Source organism: Acinetobacter sp. Root1280 (assembly GCF_001425285.1).
GTDB classification, from domain to species: Bacteria; Pseudomonadota; Gammaproteobacteria; order Pseudomonadales; family Moraxellaceae; genus Acinetobacter; species Acinetobacter guillouiae.
The window spans coordinates 17,486-33,695 of the sequence record NZ_LMED01000009.1; the positions used below are offsets into that span (position 1 = coordinate 17,486).

The window sequence follows — 16,210 nt, forward strand, 5'->3', positions numbered from 1 at the left end:
TTTTACTGACACTTTTACTAATTCAAACTTTTATAGATTCAAAANTTTTAAAATCAAAATAATAGTGTTTTACTCTGCAATAAAACAATGTAATTTGGCTTTTTACTGACACTTTTACTAATTCAAACTTTTATAGATTCAAAAAAACCAATTTCACTTGGGGAAGAGAAATTGGTAGAGGTATTGATAATCTTTTAAAAAGATTATTCACCTGTAATTCTGTTATCTATATCACAATAAATTTCATTATATTATTGATAGTCTAATRACACTGTTGCTTGWGTCTTCACATAACCAGGAGTTGCAGGCAATGCTGAACGATAGTATCTCGCGTTTAAAACTTTAATAAATGACGTTTGATTTGAATTTGCTGGAACTTTGTAAAAAGAACTTTGAGTGCCTATGGCAAGTGGTATGATAGCGTCTCTTAACTGGACATCAACATTACTACCATTTGCCAAGGACGGTTGATTCTTTAAAATCCCATTATTATTCACATTCGCTGGCGTATAACTATCTGTAATCGTTGCCAATACAGTTCGTCCTGGAATTGCACCACTACAATTAATTTTGACATTAAAACTTTGTTCATTTGCTGTTTGATTACTGTTCAAAAACGCTGTAGGTACCTGCGCTAAATTAACCGTCTGATTTTCCATGGTACAGGTAGGAACATTAAAACTTTGTTCATTTGCTGTTTGATTACTGTTCAAAAACGCTGTAGGTACCTGCGCTAAATTAACCGTCTGATTTTCCATGGTACAGGTAGGTGGACTAACAAAGTTCAGTTTAAGATTCATATAGACTTCTGTAGCCTTTGTTCTTGTACTACCAGTTGGCGGCCCCCAGTTATCATATTCAACAATCACAGACCCAAGATGAATTTGAATATTTTTACCATTTAGTGCATTTATAATTGCATTAGAAGGTTGTGTATTCAACTGAATTTGGACATTTTGGAATGTAATATACAGTTGCGTTAAGCCTTCATTATAAATACCTGTTGCAAAAGATTTACCATTGATTATGGTTGTTTTATGAGGGCCTGGGGAATTGGAAGGCATAAAATTATAAGCCATATCTTGAGTTGAAACATCAAGGATAGCGCCAATTTGTTGAACATTAAATGAAAGTTTTAAATTATTGGCTAACCAATTTTTTGCTGCATTTAAAGTAGTTGTATCTGCGGTTGAATCCATAATATTAACAGTTGGTTTTACACCAAATGGTTTTGAGCCTGTCAAGTCAGTATTACTGGAATTTGCCTTAAAATCGGCTCGTCCCGCGGCTGTTGGCTCACAACCTCCCGCTGTAGTTATAATATACGCATTACTGTCTAAAATAGTTTGGTTAAAAGGAAAACTTGAGATATTGTTTGTACTACGGCTAAAATTGATACTAGGTTGAAGAGCGCAATCTACCGTCGTAGCAAGCACCGCTTGTGAAAAAATCAAAATAGATGGAATGGTTAACCAAAGAAATTTATTCATGACTTATNCTAGGTTGAAGAGCGCAATCTACCGTCGTAGCAAGCACCGCTTGTGAAAAAATCAAAATAGATGGAATGGTTAACCAAAGAAATTTATTCATGACTTATTTACACTCCACATCAATAATATTGAAATTTTCAGTATTTTTAACTTCTAACTGCTTTTGAGAAATCGGTGCAATCATGCAATTGGCATGATTTTCTGTGCCCCAAACAACGTAAGTCGTTTTCAGTAAAGCATCTTGCTTGTCTACAATCACTTGATTTGAAGCGTCAACAATACCTAAGACATTGTTTTGCTCATCCTTCAACTGACTACCCATAGGCATTTGTTGAGCTAAGGAATGGCGAATACGTAGCAAAATATTGCTTGATTTATTGGCTTTAAACTCTGCCAATTGCGAGCTGTATCTACGTGGAATCACTTCAGTTTGATTTGACTCTAATGTGACATTTACTGGTAAATCAGCAGGGTCAAGGGTGATTAAATTTTTACTGTATGGAGAGTTATATGGATAAATCGCATTTCCAAAGCGATCGACTTTTACCCCCCATGCATTTGAAACAACTGCTCCCATACCTTCTTCTGCATGAACAATCGTATAAGTATCAGGCAATGTGTTCACTGGGGTGATACCGAAACGATGTGCAACGACAGCACCTTGAGCAGAAAAAGAATATTGAGTATTGTTCTGGTTGGTAGAAAGGGTTGCACCTAAATTTATCGCTGGTAATAAATAATTTACATTGCCATTAAACATCGTATCATGTTGATTATTCGTTACGCCTGCGCCAAAACTCAATTCATTATGCTGACCTAACACACCAGACAAATTAACATTTGAAGTGGATTGTGAATCTTGGTCATGTTGGACACTGGCATTGAGTGACATATTTTTATTACGCCAATCCAACGGAATATTCATCGAAAAATAAATGGAATCACCTCGGTTACGAGCATGATCAGAATAATCAGTACGAGATAAACCAAGGTTATAACTGATTCTATTCCAAGTATTACCGTAACTTAAGTTATATTGATAATAGTCTTGGCTATCATCCCAATAGTTATTTTTACGAGCAGTTAAATTAAAATTGCCCAAGCGCGTATTTGGAAAAGACTTAGAAAGACTAACACCTATATTTTGTTTTAAATTATAGTTATATAAAAAATCTTCATACTCGCTATCAGTTAAATCAGTCAAATTACGCTGATATAGGTGCGAGGAAATACTCATATATTCACGGTCATAAGTAGAATAATCTGCATAAAAACTCAGGTTTTTCGGTAACCAATCATAGCGATAATTCAGGCTATATTTTTGTCCGCGATAATCCTTGTTATATAGTTCAGATTCGGTATGTTCAACAAAAGCTGTCACACCACCTAATACAGTATTAGCTGATAATGAAACTAAACTACTTACATAATCATCGCTAAAATTTGCACCAGCACCCATGGTCAAAGCATTATTGATACCGTAATTAAAACTTCCTTGAAATAATTGATCAGCAGTTGTTTCATGCCGCGTACGATAACGCCCTCCAGCAATACTATAGTTATAACGACCTTGACGGACTAAATCATAATTACTTTGCATCGGAACATTAAAGCTTCTTTTCTCACCTCCTGTTTCTGTAATTTCAACAGTTAAGTCACCAGAAGATGCTGCATTTAGATCAGTTATACGAAATGCGCCGGCAGGGACCGTACGTTCATAAACTTTTTGACCGCTTTGATAAACACGAACCACAGCATTCGTATTGGCAAAATTTTGAATCACAGGTGCATATTGACGATATGACCAAGGCAGCATCTCTTGGTCTGATGCCAATTGCGCACCGACAATAGGTAAATTGTCTAAGCGATAAGTTGTGGTATTAAATTGCCCCAGACTCAAACGCGATTTTAAGCGTGTTATGTCACGATATAAAACGTTTTGGTCAGAATAATAATTACCTAAGCCTGAATTTTCAGATTCAAATGCACCTGCATGTCGGAAATACCAACCAGCTACATTTAAACCACCATTGAGCGCTAAATATTTACTTTCCCGATCTTCATCACGATTATAGTTAAAAGCATACCCAATAAAGCTAGAATTAACGCCTTTATTAAATAATACAGGATTAATATATCCTTCTGGGCGCTCCACAAGTAATGCTTGAGGGATAGAGACATCTAATTTTAATTGTGATAGATCGAAATCATAGTATGCATCCGCATTAAGCTCTTTAATGGTAATACATGGTTTTATTGTTAAACTTTTACGGAATTCTGGTGTTAAATCAAATTTATCCAACAACACAGTATCTACACAAAGTACAGCAGAACGTTGTCCATCCAAATGATCAAAATTCACTTCGATACTATCAACCAGTTGCTTATTTACAGATAGTTGTACTAAATATTTACCTGGCGCAATAAAGTTTTTAGCTTCAAAGTTTGTTAACGAAACATTACGGTCATTACCAAATAATGATGCAGCATTAAAAGTCACCAATTGATTATTTTGGGCGATCAACTGACTATTATCCTGTGCAGTCAACTGGCTATTATCTTGAGCTATTAAATGTTGTTGACTCTCTTCAGCTGAAACCTGCACAGCAATCGCAGACATCAGCATTAAGCAGAGTTCACTTTTTTTAAAATTTAGCATATTAAATGATCCATCATTATTCTTTTCACTGCATTACAGCTTCGAATGTTTGTACAGCGCCTAAATCATTGACAATTTCATAGGATATTTTTTTTGTAGTTAAGTCTGGTTTAAAATTTTTCAGAGCACTGCTTGCAAAAGGTTCCAGCATGATTGCATCGTCACCAGAGTTAATTGCTTCATATTTACCATTTTTAACTTGTAGAACTGTGATGTAGTAAGGTGTTGGATTACTGATCGTTAAGCTATTGGTTGAGGCATCTAATTTAAATTGAATACTTTGTTGCGCAACAGCAGCTTTCATTGCTAACTGTTGTGGTCGATAAAATAATTTAACGCGGGTTCGTACAGTAAAAGACAAATGATTGTTATCTGTTAAATTTGGATCACTTGGTGGAATATCTAATATATTGAACCAAAAAATAGACTCACGATCTTTTGGCAATTGAGTTGAATCTAAAGGAATAATTCGGATGATTTGACCTTTATTTGGCTCGATTCTTACTAGAGGTGGATTCAGCACAAAAGGAACATCTTCAGCTTGCGGTGTCTTTTTTGGGTTGCCATTGTCTATCCATGCTTGGACAAGGGCAGGGGTGTCATAAATATTTCTTAATTGAACATTCACACTTTTTGAGTTAGAGGGGAAAATTATACGTGTACCATCTATTGAAACACCTGCATAAGCAAGTGGTATAGTCAACAATATAAATAAAACAACTGTTAGATAACGCATAACTGCCCCCTCAATTATTTGAACAACAAAAATTAGTTATATTGCAAAGTATAGTTTAYGGTCGCWGTTACATTTTGCGCATCTACAGTACCGGTTTTGGTGAAGTAACGTGCTTTATAGCCCATGGTAGCAATACCTGTACCATCTGCTGCAAGACCTGTAATTGCACTTTTCGCTTGTGTACCCCAAGCTTGTGAATAGTCTACTGGCGTATCTGAATCAGTCAAAATTTGAACAAATACAGGATTAGTGGTAGATGCACCAGCTGCTTTATTGACCAATGCAGTTTTATCAGTTGCATCATAATCTGCCGCAGCGGCTGTTTCTAAAAAGAGTCCTTTTAATGCTTTATTTGTTGCTGCATCACAACCACCCGTCCCAGCACCATTTTTAATTTGTAGATCAAAACTCTTCGTTGCAGCTGATTGGTTTGCAGTGGTAAATGTTGAATTAGGGACTGTATCTAAATTCACCACAATATTTTTAGCGCCAGAAGCTCCTGGACCAGTACCCGTTAAAGTACAAGTACTGTCAGTCACTACACCATTAACAGTAATTGTACCATCTACTGCAAAAGTATTTGTACAAGCTAGTCCTAAAACTAATCCACTTATTGTCGATAAAGTTGAAATTTTCATGTAATAAACCTCATTTGATTTTACTAAAATACAGAATTATTATTTTGAACCCCTATATTTGGTCAAATTAAGGTTCACTTAAACGTATAATTCCAGGATGCGAATTGAGTTTCTGTTTACTTTGAAATAAATCTGAAACATTCTTTGGTTGATATTATGCAATTATTAAAAATAATGATATATATGTCACAATAATTTTTATTGATTTTAAATCATGCATATGCANCTCATTTGATTTTACTAAAATACAGAATTATTATTTGAACCCCTATATTTGGTCAAATTAAGGTTCACTTAAACGTATAATTCCAGGATGCGAATTGAGTTTCTGTTTACTTTGAAATAAATCTGAAACATTCTTTGGTTGATATTATGCAATTATTAAAAATAACGATACATATGTCACAATAAATTTTATTGATTTTAAATCATGCATATGCATTACATTTAATCATGTATTTTTTTATAAACACTCGGGTTATTAATRAAGAATAAATAAAACATTAATAATCAATCATATGATTCAAGGTTTAATTTTTGACAATTTCGAGAAATTACCTCAAAAACTTGATGGTGGTGTAATTTGATTATGCTTACGATGAATTAAGTGTCTGAATGCTAATTCAAAATTTGAGTTTAGCGATGAATGGCTTTGTTGCACAAAGGCTTGAAAGGCAGAGCCACCCTAAGTGAGCCAAATTTAAGTGGTAACTTGGGTATTAGGGCGACCTAATTCTGTGAATTTATTCAAGACTGCTACGCGTGCATGAATCTYGTTCGCCTGACTAGGGAAACTCCTTGATGTTAATTTATCGCCTAATAATTTGATGCAATACATCTTGGTTTCCACCAAACTTCGACGGTGATAACCAGACCACTTTTTCCAAAGGGATCTTCCCAGACGTTTGACTGTTTTCAGTAGTTCATTTCTCTGCATAGACTTCAGCGTTTGATCTTTCCAAGGCTTCGCATTCTTCCTTGGTGGAATGACCGCATGTGCATCTCGATCTAAAATGATTTGTCGGCAGCATTTAGTATCATAAGCTCCGTTGGTATAAACAGAGTCAATTCGCTCATCTGGTGGAATTTGATCAAGTAAATCCCTGTACACGAGCCATTAATGTTTTGGACATATCAATGATGGAGAAATTTTTTTCAAGACTGAAAGACCTTCCATTATATTGATTATGGCAAGGGTAATGTCTTAGCTGAAGATGGTGCGACTAAATCAGGCAACAGCCAGATTGAAAAGTTTAACCAAAACCTAAGCAACTATTACGACTTACAAGCCAAACAATTTACTGCAATATCTACAGTTCGTGATGCACAAGTGGGTTACTGGTTTGAGTTCAGACATGAGATAACTTTTTTTTAAAGCTTTCGTAAAAAGTTTATAAATTTAATTGCTAATTGTAGTTAATCATGATTAAAACTCATGGATTAAATACTTTTTCTCACTTTTTATTAATGTCTATATATGACATTTTATTGCGAAAAGAGTTTCCAGTAAAACTACAATTTTAAAAGCAGAAGGATAGTAAATTTAAGTAAGGATCAAGATTTGAAACTGATGATAATTTAATCACGCTTCAATGTCAGAAATGGAAATGTAGGACAAATTAGGAGTGTCCATGAAAATCAAACCATTGCCACCTATGAATAGCCTTATTGTATTCGAGGCAGCTGCACGCCACCTTAGCTTTACTCAGGCAGCAAATGAGTTGAATGTTACACAAGGTGCAATTAGTCGACAGATTCGACAGTTGGAAGATTATTTGGGTAAGGAGTTATTTATTCGAGCAAATAGAAATATTTTTTTAACTCCTACAGGATTGCAATACTATAAAACAATCTATAGCGCGTTATTAGATGTTGCGCAGGCAACTGCTGAAATAAAGAAATGGAAAGGTGAACATCAAGTTACAGTCGCAACAACTAATGCGATAGCAGCACTTTGGTTACTACCTAAAATTGCTGCTTTTCAACAAAGTGAAGGAATTGATTTAAGAATATTGACTACAGAAAATATTCAAGATTTATATAAAATGGATTTTGATTTAGCTTTATTTTATTTTCGAGTACCTCCTATTGATATGAAAGTTACTACTTTATTTCCAGAGGAAGTATTTCCTGTTTGTAGCCCAAGTTATCTTTCACAATTCAATAAAGATGATGAATCTGAAAATATATTTGCTAAAAGTTTATTGTATTTAGATGATTCGCAAAAGGATTGGATTACTTGGGCAGAGTGGTTTGAAGCTGTACATTATCCAGTGATCAAACCTAAAAATAGAGTTAATATCAATAATTATCCAATGTTATTACAAGCAGCAATTAATGGGCAGGGGGTTGCATTAGCATGGGGCTCCTTAGTAGATGATTATTTAAAAAGTGGTGTATTAGTCCGACCAATAGAAACAGTATTACGCACTGAAGCAAATTTCAGTATGCTGGAGCCTACTGATAGAGGAGTAGTTCCTCCAAGTGTTAAGCAATTTCGTAGTTGGTTGCTGGAACAGATTCCAGGACAGATTGGGCAAAAGGGCTTGAATTAATTTGATATCTGTTCTTCTATTAAAGAGAATGGGCGAAGAAAGTTCCATTCTCTTAATTGCCTCTTTAATTAATCAATATCAGCTGGATAAGCTTTAAAGAGATGATTTGAGCTGCGGGGTTGAAAGCGGAAGTATTATGGTGTAATCCAATCGCAATGGTTTCATTTAGTTCAGCGGCTGCATGCCATGGCCAAAACGTGGATCATATAGAATACCTCGTGCGATACCGATCGCATCTGCCTGCTTGGCTTGCAGAATTCTTTCTGCTTGTTGAGCTTCAGTGATTAGACCAACAGCAATCACAGGAGTATTTATTGCTTTTTTTATCTGGTGGGCAAAAGGTACTTGATACTCAGGATACACTTCAATTTTTTATCAATATGTAAACCACCGCTTGTGACATGAATATAAACTATACCTAGTTCTTCTAGAACTTGAGATAGTTTAATGCTTGATTCAATATCTCAGCTACCATCTACGCAGTTGCTTGCAGAAATTCTAATACTGATAGGATAGTTTTCTGGTATTACTTTTTTGATAGCATCAAAAACTTTTAAAGTCAGACGAATACGATTTTCAAAACTTCCACCATATTCATCACTACGATGATTCGAAAGTGGTGATAAAAATTGGTGTAATAGATAGTAATGTGCTGCATGTAATTCAATGAGCTGAAAACCAGCTTCAACGGCACGCTGAGCTTCGTGAACCACCTTTTTAATTTCAGTTTTAGATAGTGCAGTAGGATGATTTTCTGAAGGTTCAAATGGTAATGCGCTTGGAGCAACAGTTTGCCAGCCATTGGCTTCGTCAGGTTTATATTGTCCATTTCTTTTTCCCCATGGCGTATCACAGGATGCTTTTCGTCCAGCATGGGCTAATTGGATTGCAAAAGGTGTAGGTGCAATGGTTTTTATTTTAGATAGGAGAGCCTTAATTTGAGCACAATGTCTGTCGTTCCAGAGCCCTAGATCGGCGAAACTAATACGTCCTTCAGGCCGTATGGCCGTGACTTCAATAATACATAGACCAGCTCCAGATAATGCAAACTTGCCCATTGTTGTTCATGCCAATAGCTTAATTCAGCATCGGTAGAAGAATACTGACACATCGGTGCAATAATAATTCTATTGTACAGTTTTAGATGACCAAATTGAATCGGTTGAAATAAAAGTGACATAGGGATGTTCCAAATATAGGGTGAAAAAAAGGAGATAGGGATGTTGCCATCCCTAGTTGAAAGTAGGTTTAATGTGGCATTAACTTGATAAAAGGCGCGACTCAAAAGGATATAATGTCAGGACTTCAGGGCCATTTTCGGTAATTAGAACTTGATTTTCGAGTTTAACCCCCGCCCCACCTTGTTTATGACCAATCATATCTGTATCAAAACCGACTAGATCACCATTTTGGATAATCCTTCCACTACATTCTTGATACCACGGATTACAGCGAGGACCAGAAGATAATAGACGAGTTTCAATCCATTCACCTCCACGAGCAATATTTTCTGCATGTAAATATGACCACAAGCGTTGTTCAGAAATACTGGGTTCAAGATGGCTATGCATGACTGCTATGGCTGAATCTGCGGCATGTACTGTGCAACGCATGGCACTAATTTCGTCTTTACCTTTAATTGAGCGTGCAAGTTCCATAATCACTTCGCCATTTTCAATACTGAGTCCAAGGTGTTGTAATTCTCTAATCCCTTCATCATTACATTTATCAATGGCAATTTTTTATTGCCTTGACCAAATTGTAAAACGACATCATAAATTTCATGTGCCCATTTTTTTACTTGTTCATCAATACGAGAGCCTGCACAGAAATAAAACCATGAGATACATTGGCGAATTTGACTAATCACTTTAGAATGATCAGCTAAGAAATCACAGTGATCAAATTCCCATAACACGACTTCACCTTCTGCGGAAACATAGGTATAGCGTCCAGCGTAATGTAATAGCCATACCTGCATATTCGTCGTACCTGTTGCATAACGAATATTAATAGGGTCATAGAGCAAAATACCTGCTAACCCTTGTTGCTTTAATAACGCACAAATCCGATCTAAACGATATTGGTGCATACGATCCAAATTAGGAAGTGTAAGACCAGCTTGTTGCCATTCCGATGTTGCTAAGTCAAACAGGGGCTTTAACTATTTCAGGTGCTTTACGCGCAAATTATCAAGATAAGAATTATGGTGAGGATGCATCTGATCATAAAATTCAATTTGATGCAGCAATTTTAAGATTAGGTTATGAATCACCAGACTGGTTCGGAAAATTCGAATATCGCTGCTATCAATACGATACATTTTGCGACTTTTCAACTTTGGTATATGGTTATGCGGGATATCACTTAAACTCAACGGATAATATCACTGTGGGTGTACAACCGATTCCATTTGGACCAGGTCGTTTTTTTACTGGTACTCAGATATTGAAAATAAGAAAACCTCAGCTGATGGCTCAAGAAATACATGGGCACTATTTAATCGTATTAATTATAAAAATTTAAATGTTGTCGTCACTGGTGGAAGACAATCAATTAACAATAAGGATGCTTTAAGTCCAGATAGTTCTATTTTTGGATCTTTTGACGGAGAATATGATCTTGCTAACAAAGGTTATTTCTATACAGTCGATACAAGTTACGTATTTGAAAATTTACGGGATTCACTGAACGTTACTCCGTATATTGTTTTCAGCGGTTTTAATAAAAAAGAAGATGGCTTTGATAACTCACAACGCAATATTGTTGGGATAGCTTGGGACTATAAAAAGGTTTCTTTATATACCGAATATTTAATGAGTAAAAATGACCCATTTGTTGGAGGAACAGGTAGCTCCCTAGCAGCAGGTGATGATGGAAAGTGGAATAAGTTATTAAATCTAATGCTGGTTTATAACTTTTAAGCGATATCAAAAAAACTTAATAATTTATAGTTCAGGAAGTTTTTTAACTTCCTGAACTTGTTAAGGATAACAAAAAATGTCTTCACCATACCTTAGTACTTTTATTCTATTTTTTTCTTTACTAAACCCTTTCCTCATGAGTATCTATATGATCGGTTTGATACGGCATACAGAAACGAAAGTTTTTAATAAAGCTTTAATTCAAGGCAGTCTTATTGCGTATGTTGTTTTTCTGCTTTTTGCTTGGGGAGGAGAAGCAATTTTTAATAAATATTTAAATGTAAGATTTGAATCATTTCTTATTTTTGGAGGGTTAATTTTTCTAGTAATAGGGTATCGGTATGTATTCCAGGGGGCCGATACTATTGGAGAAATGAGAGGGGCTCCTGAACATTTGGCTGGAACTATTGCAATGCCATTTATGATTGGACCTGGCACGATTAGTGCTGCTGTAGTCACTGGAATACATATGTCTATTTTAGAGGCAGCTGCAATTATAGCTTTAGTACTACTTTTAACGTGTAGTATATTAATTCTTATGAAGTTTTCACATGATCACCTACGTTATAAACATGCAAAGTATATAAATCGTTATTTTGATATTGTAGGTCGTCTTGCTGCTTTTATAATTGGAACTATAGCTGTCGACATGATAGTAACTGGTGTTTTAAGACTAATTTAAAAGCGAGATAAAGCCAAAGTTCATCTTTGGCTTATTTATTTTAGATTGCTAATTTCGGGTGGTGAATTTGTTTCTTACGAGTAGAAAGCCAACAGATTAATGAGCCAAATGTTACGGTAATTGCTCCATACCAAAAATTATTAGACAGAGTGGAATGTAGCACTATTACTGAAAATGCAGAAGAGAGCATAGGCGAAAAATAAGATAGGATGACTAAAAGTGGCATATTCCCTTTGATGATTCCAACATTCCAAGCGAGATAGCCCATCGCAAAAAAGAATGCATTGATAAGGATAAAAGTATAGCTTGTGAAATGAGTGACATGAGGAAAATTAAACCCTTGTGTAAAAAAGGTCAGAATCCATAAAGCGATTGCTGTCAGAATAAAGTATAAAGAAACAGCATTAGTACCATTACTATATTTTTTGGTATATATACAATAAAAGGCCCAAAGTATTGAAGCCAAGAAAATTAGAATATAGCTAAGTGGATTTTTATAAAAGTTATCAATAAAGTTAAGATTTGGATGATAGTTAATCATAACAATTCCTGAAAAACTAATTAATATCCCAAAAATAGTTAAAAAGTTGATTTTTTCTTGTTTTAGTACTGCTAGCATTAAAATAATCAAGGTTGGCCATAAGCTAAAAATGATATTCATTTCAATCGACTTTTCAACTGATTTTGCTAATGTGATCGAAAAAGCAAAACATAATTCAAATATTACAAAAATTGAGCTAGAGATAATCAAAAATTTAGCAGACGTTTTTTTAAAGTCAGGTAAGCCATAAGAAAAATATAAAAGAATGGCACTTAAAGTGTAGACATACGTTACTGTATAAATTGGGCCAAAAATCTCTGTAGATAGCCTGAGTAGGCCAACTAAAGTTGACCAGAATAATAAAGCTAAAATGCCCATACTAGTTGCAATCTGGCGGTTCATTTGTTTTGCCTGATTAAAATAACTTTAATATTAGTTTTTTAATAATTGTTTTTAAAGTTATATTCGCGTGATAATTTATCATGCAATAATGAGTTTTTATTATAGTTGGGTGATGGCTTTGTTGCACAAAGATTTAAAATTAAAGTTCACCTAAGTTATCTAAATTTAAGATACAACTCGGGTATGAGGTCTTCCTAAATCCGTGAATTTATTTAATACTGNACGCTCTTCCGATCTTTGCCCACAGTCACCAAAGTTGATTTGGCCTATTTTGCCGCTGATGGGGCTTTGTTGCACAAAGATTTAAAATTAAAGTTCACCTAAGTTATCTAAATTTAAGATACAACTCGGGTATGAGGTCTTCCTAAATCCGTGAATTTATTTAATACTGCTACACGTGCATGAATGTCATTGACCTGACTTTGAAAATGTCTTGCAGTCAGTTTATCCCCTAATAATTTGACGCAATGCATCTTGGTTTCAACCAAACTTCGGCGATGATAGCCAGACCAGTTTTTCCATATAGTCTTGCCCAAATGTTTAACTGTTCGAAGCAGTTCATTGTATCTTTCCAAGGTTTAGCATTTTTTCTGGGTGGGATTACTGCATGAGCTTGCCGATCGGAAATCATTTCTCGACATTGTTTCGTATCATAAGCTCCGTTGGTATAAACAGAGTCAATTCGCTCATCTGGTGGAATTTGATCAAGTAAATCCCAAAGTACTTGCGAATCACTGACATTGTTCGTCGTTAACTGAACAGCCCTTATTTGCAGGGTTTCAGCATCGATACCAATATGTAATTTACGCCATTGTCGACGATATTCAGGCTGATGTTTCTTACGTTTCCACTCACCTTCACCTAAAAATTTCAAACCAGTAGAGTCAATGAGTAGATGGAGTCCACCACTACTTCTTTGATAGCAAATCGAAATATCAATNCATCGATACCAATATGTAATTTACGCCATTGTCGACGATATTCAGGCTGATGTTTCTTACGTTTCCACTCACCTTCACCTAAAAATTTCAAACCAGTAGAGTCAATGAGTAGATGGAGTCCACCACTACTTCTTTGATAGCAAATCGAAATATCAATATGCTTTTGTCTTCTACAGAGGGTAGAATAATCCGGAGCTATCCAATCTAACCCACTGAGTCTAATGAGGCTCTGAACAAAGCCAGTGACCATACGTAAAGACAGACGGAATAAGGATTTAATCATTAAGCAGCATTGAATAGCTGTATTGGAGTAGGTTTGATTTCGACCTTGCTTGCCTTGTGGCTGAGCATACCACTCAGTCTTTGGATTAAACCAAATGGAAATATTGCCTCGGTTAATTAAGGCTCGATTATAGGAAGGCCAATTGGTTGTACGATAGGTTTTAGGGGCAGGCTTATTCATCTAAGAATTATATTGCTGAATAAGCCTTTAGAGATAGGTTTGTGCAACAAAGCCCTCAAAAGATAGAATTTGTAAACCAGATTAAATTTTTGATTCTGATGGTGATTTTTAGGCGTGACAAAATTTTTTTTAAGAAATAATTTAGAGAAATCAGAATATTGGGTTGGGAAGAGATAAAACAAAAAATCATGAAATTTACAGCAGTTCAATTTACGCATGTACTAAGGATTAAGCTGCTTAAAAATGTAGTGAACTTAGAAAAAGATTTCGATTTGAAACGAATTCTTTTATACATTACCGTTAGTGTGATCTACCTTGAATAATTGAAACTATAAAAATGATTAAGTACTAGGGAAGTACCAAAATTATTCGTATTTAGATGGACTATACCCGTTTTGTAGGCTTTAAGAATTTATACCTAAACGTGATTTTCGTTATTGAGGTAGGTACATCAACATGATGTTTCTTAAGTTTTTCTTCACCATAAGCTAGAAACATTAGATTTGTATTATTAACAATTGAATGCCATCCTCAATTACAAAAACTTTAAAATTCTCATCAACGAATTATATTAAATATTATATTTAATCTGTTTGAAGTTGTTTTTTATAATTTCAATAAGTCTATTGTTAATTTAAGTAATTAAATAGTTTGGCTATAAATATTACTTTAAACAAGACTGTTTTTTAGTTTTTCTTATTAGTTTCATAAAAATTAATTGAATTTATGAGAATAAGTCAATTTTATTTATTTTTTGTTTGTGCTAATTTTTAAATAAGAAATTATAAGGTATTGTTCTTTTTTATAAAATTAAATATAAATCAATTGCTTTGGTGTTGGTTAATTTGATCAAATGGTAAAATTTATTATTTTGTTCGAAAGTTAAAATTTTTTTAAAGTGGTGAATATTTTTCTATTGATTATATTTTTCTTATATTGAATTTTTTAATTATTTTTCTTAATTTAAAGGCCAAAATTATTAATAATATTTTATTTTTAATGTGATTTATAAGCTAAATATATTTGAAGTTGGTGGTTTTTTGATTTTTTTTATTTAATAAGGAGGTGTTGAAAAAGTTTTATATATATTTTTAATTTTTTATTTAATCATAATAATTTTTATTTATTTTTACAAAACGGAGCCAATATGGTAAAGCGTGCTTTTTTAAAATTTATAGTTGATGTTAATGGTAAACTAGCTATAACGGGCGATACCCCTAATGGGGAAAAAATTATTTTTAATATCCCAATTGATGATCGTAATGAGGGGCTCGATTTAATTTTTCCTTGTTATTATGATGGGAAAGTATATGTATTTTACCAAGTAGAGGGTGGTGCAGCATACTCGATATATGATGGCGGTAGCTTGAGCCATCATATTCGCATCCCAGAATTTGGCGACCGAAAATTACTTACAGCTGTTAGTGTAACAGAAGGATTAGTGGTTTTCTCAAGGCTCAAAAACTCACTAAATCAAGGGTTTTCGTCATACCAAATAATAAAGCTTCAAAATGGAAAATGGGGAAACTATGAAGATATCAGTAGTTTAGAGCTTTTTGATGGTGCTGAAGCTGAGCAAGCCTGTGGGGCAACTGTGAATGGCGAAGCACGTATAGTACGGCCAGTAAATACATATAGAGGCCAACTACAATTTCTTTCTTCTTCTGATAATTTTCAAATTCCGTTTAGCCTTATTTGTGATGGGCAGTCAATAATGACAAGAACTGCAGTCGGATATGCTATTTCTGCAGAATTATCATCATTTAACTATATTTATGCTTTACTGGAGGGCGGTAGTGATGCGGGTATTGCTATATACTTACAAGAAAGTAAAACATATATAAGAAAACTTGGGAAAATAAAATTACCAGCACTTTCAACGATTGAAGGGCTTTCGATACATCGTATATCCATGAGAAAATTCTTTATTTATATTGTTGGCATATCTGGATCTCAGCGACAAGCGTATTCTGGAGAGTTTGATATAAATAATCTTGAATCAGAGGTTAAGCCAGATAGTGATGTTGGGAATTCGCTACCGAAATATCTTTCCGCTTGGATTATAAATAATTAGTTTCAAACTTAAGTAGATTTAATAATTTACGGTATTCTGTAATCAAAAAAACCAAATAGAGCTCGCCTTTGTAGAGTAGTTATTGATTACCTTCATTTAATTAAT

General features: G+C 34.5%; 8 protein-coding genes and 6 pseudogenes. 4 read left to right on the forward strand and 10 right to left on the reverse strand.

Translation table 11 applies throughout. The features are described from left to right. Nucleotides 1–251: 251 nt before the first annotated feature. The 5 genes and pseudogenes from ASC84_RS22910 to ASC84_RS08680 form a co-directional block, all read right to left on the reverse strand. Entirely contained in the window at nucleotides 252–1,490 is a 1,239-nt protein-coding gene (locus ASC84_RS22910) for a fimbrial protein (protein ID WP_171252538.1), read from the reverse strand. Nucleotides 1,491–1,593: 103 nt separating this feature from the next. Then, a complete protein-coding gene (locus ASC84_RS08665; protein WP_056513704.1) occupies nucleotides 1,594–4,149 on the reverse strand; it encodes a fimbria/pilus outer membrane usher protein in 2,556 nt (851 codons plus the stop codon). Nucleotides 4,150–4,174: 25 nt separating this feature from the next. Next, nucleotides 4,175–4,885 carry a molecular chaperone gene (locus ASC84_RS08670; protein ID WP_056513706.1) on the reverse strand — a complete coding sequence of 237 codons (711 nt, stop codon included), beginning with the start codon at nucleotides 4,883–4,885 and terminating at the stop codon, nucleotides 4,175–4,177. A 32-nt stretch (nucleotides 4,886–4,917) separates the two neighbouring features. Then, nucleotides 4,918–5,523, reverse strand: a complete 606-nt coding sequence (locus ASC84_RS08675) for a fimbrial protein (protein ID WP_056513709.1) — start codon at nucleotides 5,521–5,523, stop codon at nucleotides 4,918–4,920. 700 nt (nucleotides 5,524–6,223) lie between these two features. After that, nucleotides 6,224–6,625 (reverse strand): annotated as a pseudogene (locus tag ASC84_RS08680) (IS5 family transposase); the annotation flags it as partial. Nucleotides 6,626–7,154: 529 nt separating this feature from the next. Between ASC84_RS08680 and ASC84_RS08685 the strand changes: the two are divergent. Further along, nucleotides 7,155–8,078 (forward strand): LysR substrate-binding domain-containing protein, encoded by a 924-nt coding sequence (locus tag ASC84_RS08685; protein ID WP_056513714.1) that lies wholly within the window; start codon nucleotides 7,155–7,157, stop codon nucleotides 8,076–8,078. Nucleotides 8,079–8,212: 134 nt separating this feature from the next. Here ASC84_RS08685 and ASC84_RS08690 read toward each other — a convergent pair. Next, a pseudogene (locus ASC84_RS08690) lies at nucleotides 8,213–9,258 on the reverse strand (NADH:flavin oxidoreductase/NADH oxidase). Nucleotides 9,259–9,337: 79 nt separating this feature from the next. Beyond that, a pseudogene (locus tag ASC84_RS23560) lies at nucleotides 9,338–10,227 on the reverse strand (M24 family metallopeptidase); the annotation flags it as partial. A 2-nt stretch (nucleotides 10,228–10,229) separates the two neighbouring features. Between ASC84_RS23560 and ASC84_RS22280 the strand changes: the two are divergent. Together ASC84_RS22280 and ASC84_RS08705 are read left to right on the forward strand one after the other, a co-directional pair. Continuing rightward, nucleotides 10,230–11,002 (forward strand): annotated as a pseudogene (locus ASC84_RS22280) (hypothetical protein); the annotation flags it as partial. Between the two features lie 76 nt (nucleotides 11,003–11,078). Then, nucleotides 11,079–11,684: a MarC family protein gene (locus ASC84_RS08705; RefSeq protein WP_056513720.1), complete on the forward strand. Its 606-nt coding sequence runs from the start codon at nucleotides 11,079–11,081 to the stop codon at nucleotides 11,682–11,684. 40 nt (nucleotides 11,685–11,724) lie between these two features. On the opposite strand, the gene yddG is transcribed toward ASC84_RS08705, so the two are convergent. The 3 genes and pseudogenes from yddG to ASC84_RS08720 form a co-directional block, all read right to left on the reverse strand. Further along, nucleotides 11,725–12,627 (reverse strand): aromatic amino acid DMT transporter YddG, encoded by a 903-nt coding sequence (yddG, locus tag ASC84_RS08710; protein WP_056513724.1) that lies wholly within the window; start codon nucleotides 12,625–12,627, stop codon nucleotides 11,725–11,727. 335 nt (nucleotides 12,628–12,962) lie between these two features. Further along, nucleotides 12,963–13,567, reverse strand: a pseudogene (locus ASC84_RS08715) (IS5 family transposase); the annotation flags it as partial. Between the two features lies 1 nt (nucleotide 13,568). After that, nucleotides 13,569–14,031: pseudogene (locus ASC84_RS08720) on the reverse strand (IS5 family transposase); the annotation flags it as partial. Nucleotides 14,032–15,178: 1,147 nt separating this feature from the next. Here ASC84_RS08720 and ASC84_RS08725 point away from each other — a divergent pair. Next, nucleotides 15,179–16,105 carry a hypothetical protein gene (locus tag ASC84_RS08725; RefSeq protein WP_056513726.1) on the forward strand — a complete coding sequence of 309 codons (927 nt, stop codon included), beginning with the start codon at nucleotides 15,179–15,181 and terminating at the stop codon, nucleotides 16,103–16,105. Nucleotides 16,106–16,210: the final 105 nt, after the last annotated feature.

Excerpts from the sequence above, each read along its gene's own strand:
- ASC84_RS08725 (WP_056513726.1), top strand. The coding sequence starts at position 15,179 with ATGGTAAAGCGTGCTTTTTTAAAATTTATAGTTGATGTTAATGGTAAA.
- ASC84_RS08705 (WP_056513720.1), top strand. The coding sequence starts at position 11,079 with ATGTCTTCACCATACCTTAGTACTTTTATTCTATTTTTTTCTTTACTA.
- yddG (WP_056513724.1), bottom strand. The coding sequence starts at position 12,627 with ATGAACCGCCAGATTGCAACTAGTATGGGCATTTTAGCTTTATTATTC.
- ASC84_RS08670 (WP_056513706.1), bottom strand. The coding sequence starts at position 4,885 with ATGCGTTATCTAACAGTTGTTTTATTTATATTGTTGACTATACCACTT.
- ASC84_RS08665 (WP_056513704.1), bottom strand. The coding sequence starts at position 4,149 with ATGCTAAATTTTAAAAAAAGTGAACTCTGCTTAATGCTGATGTCTGCG.
- ASC84_RS08685 (WP_056513714.1), top strand. The coding sequence starts at position 7,155 with ATGAAAATCAAACCATTGCCACCTATGAATAGCCTTATTGTATTCGAG.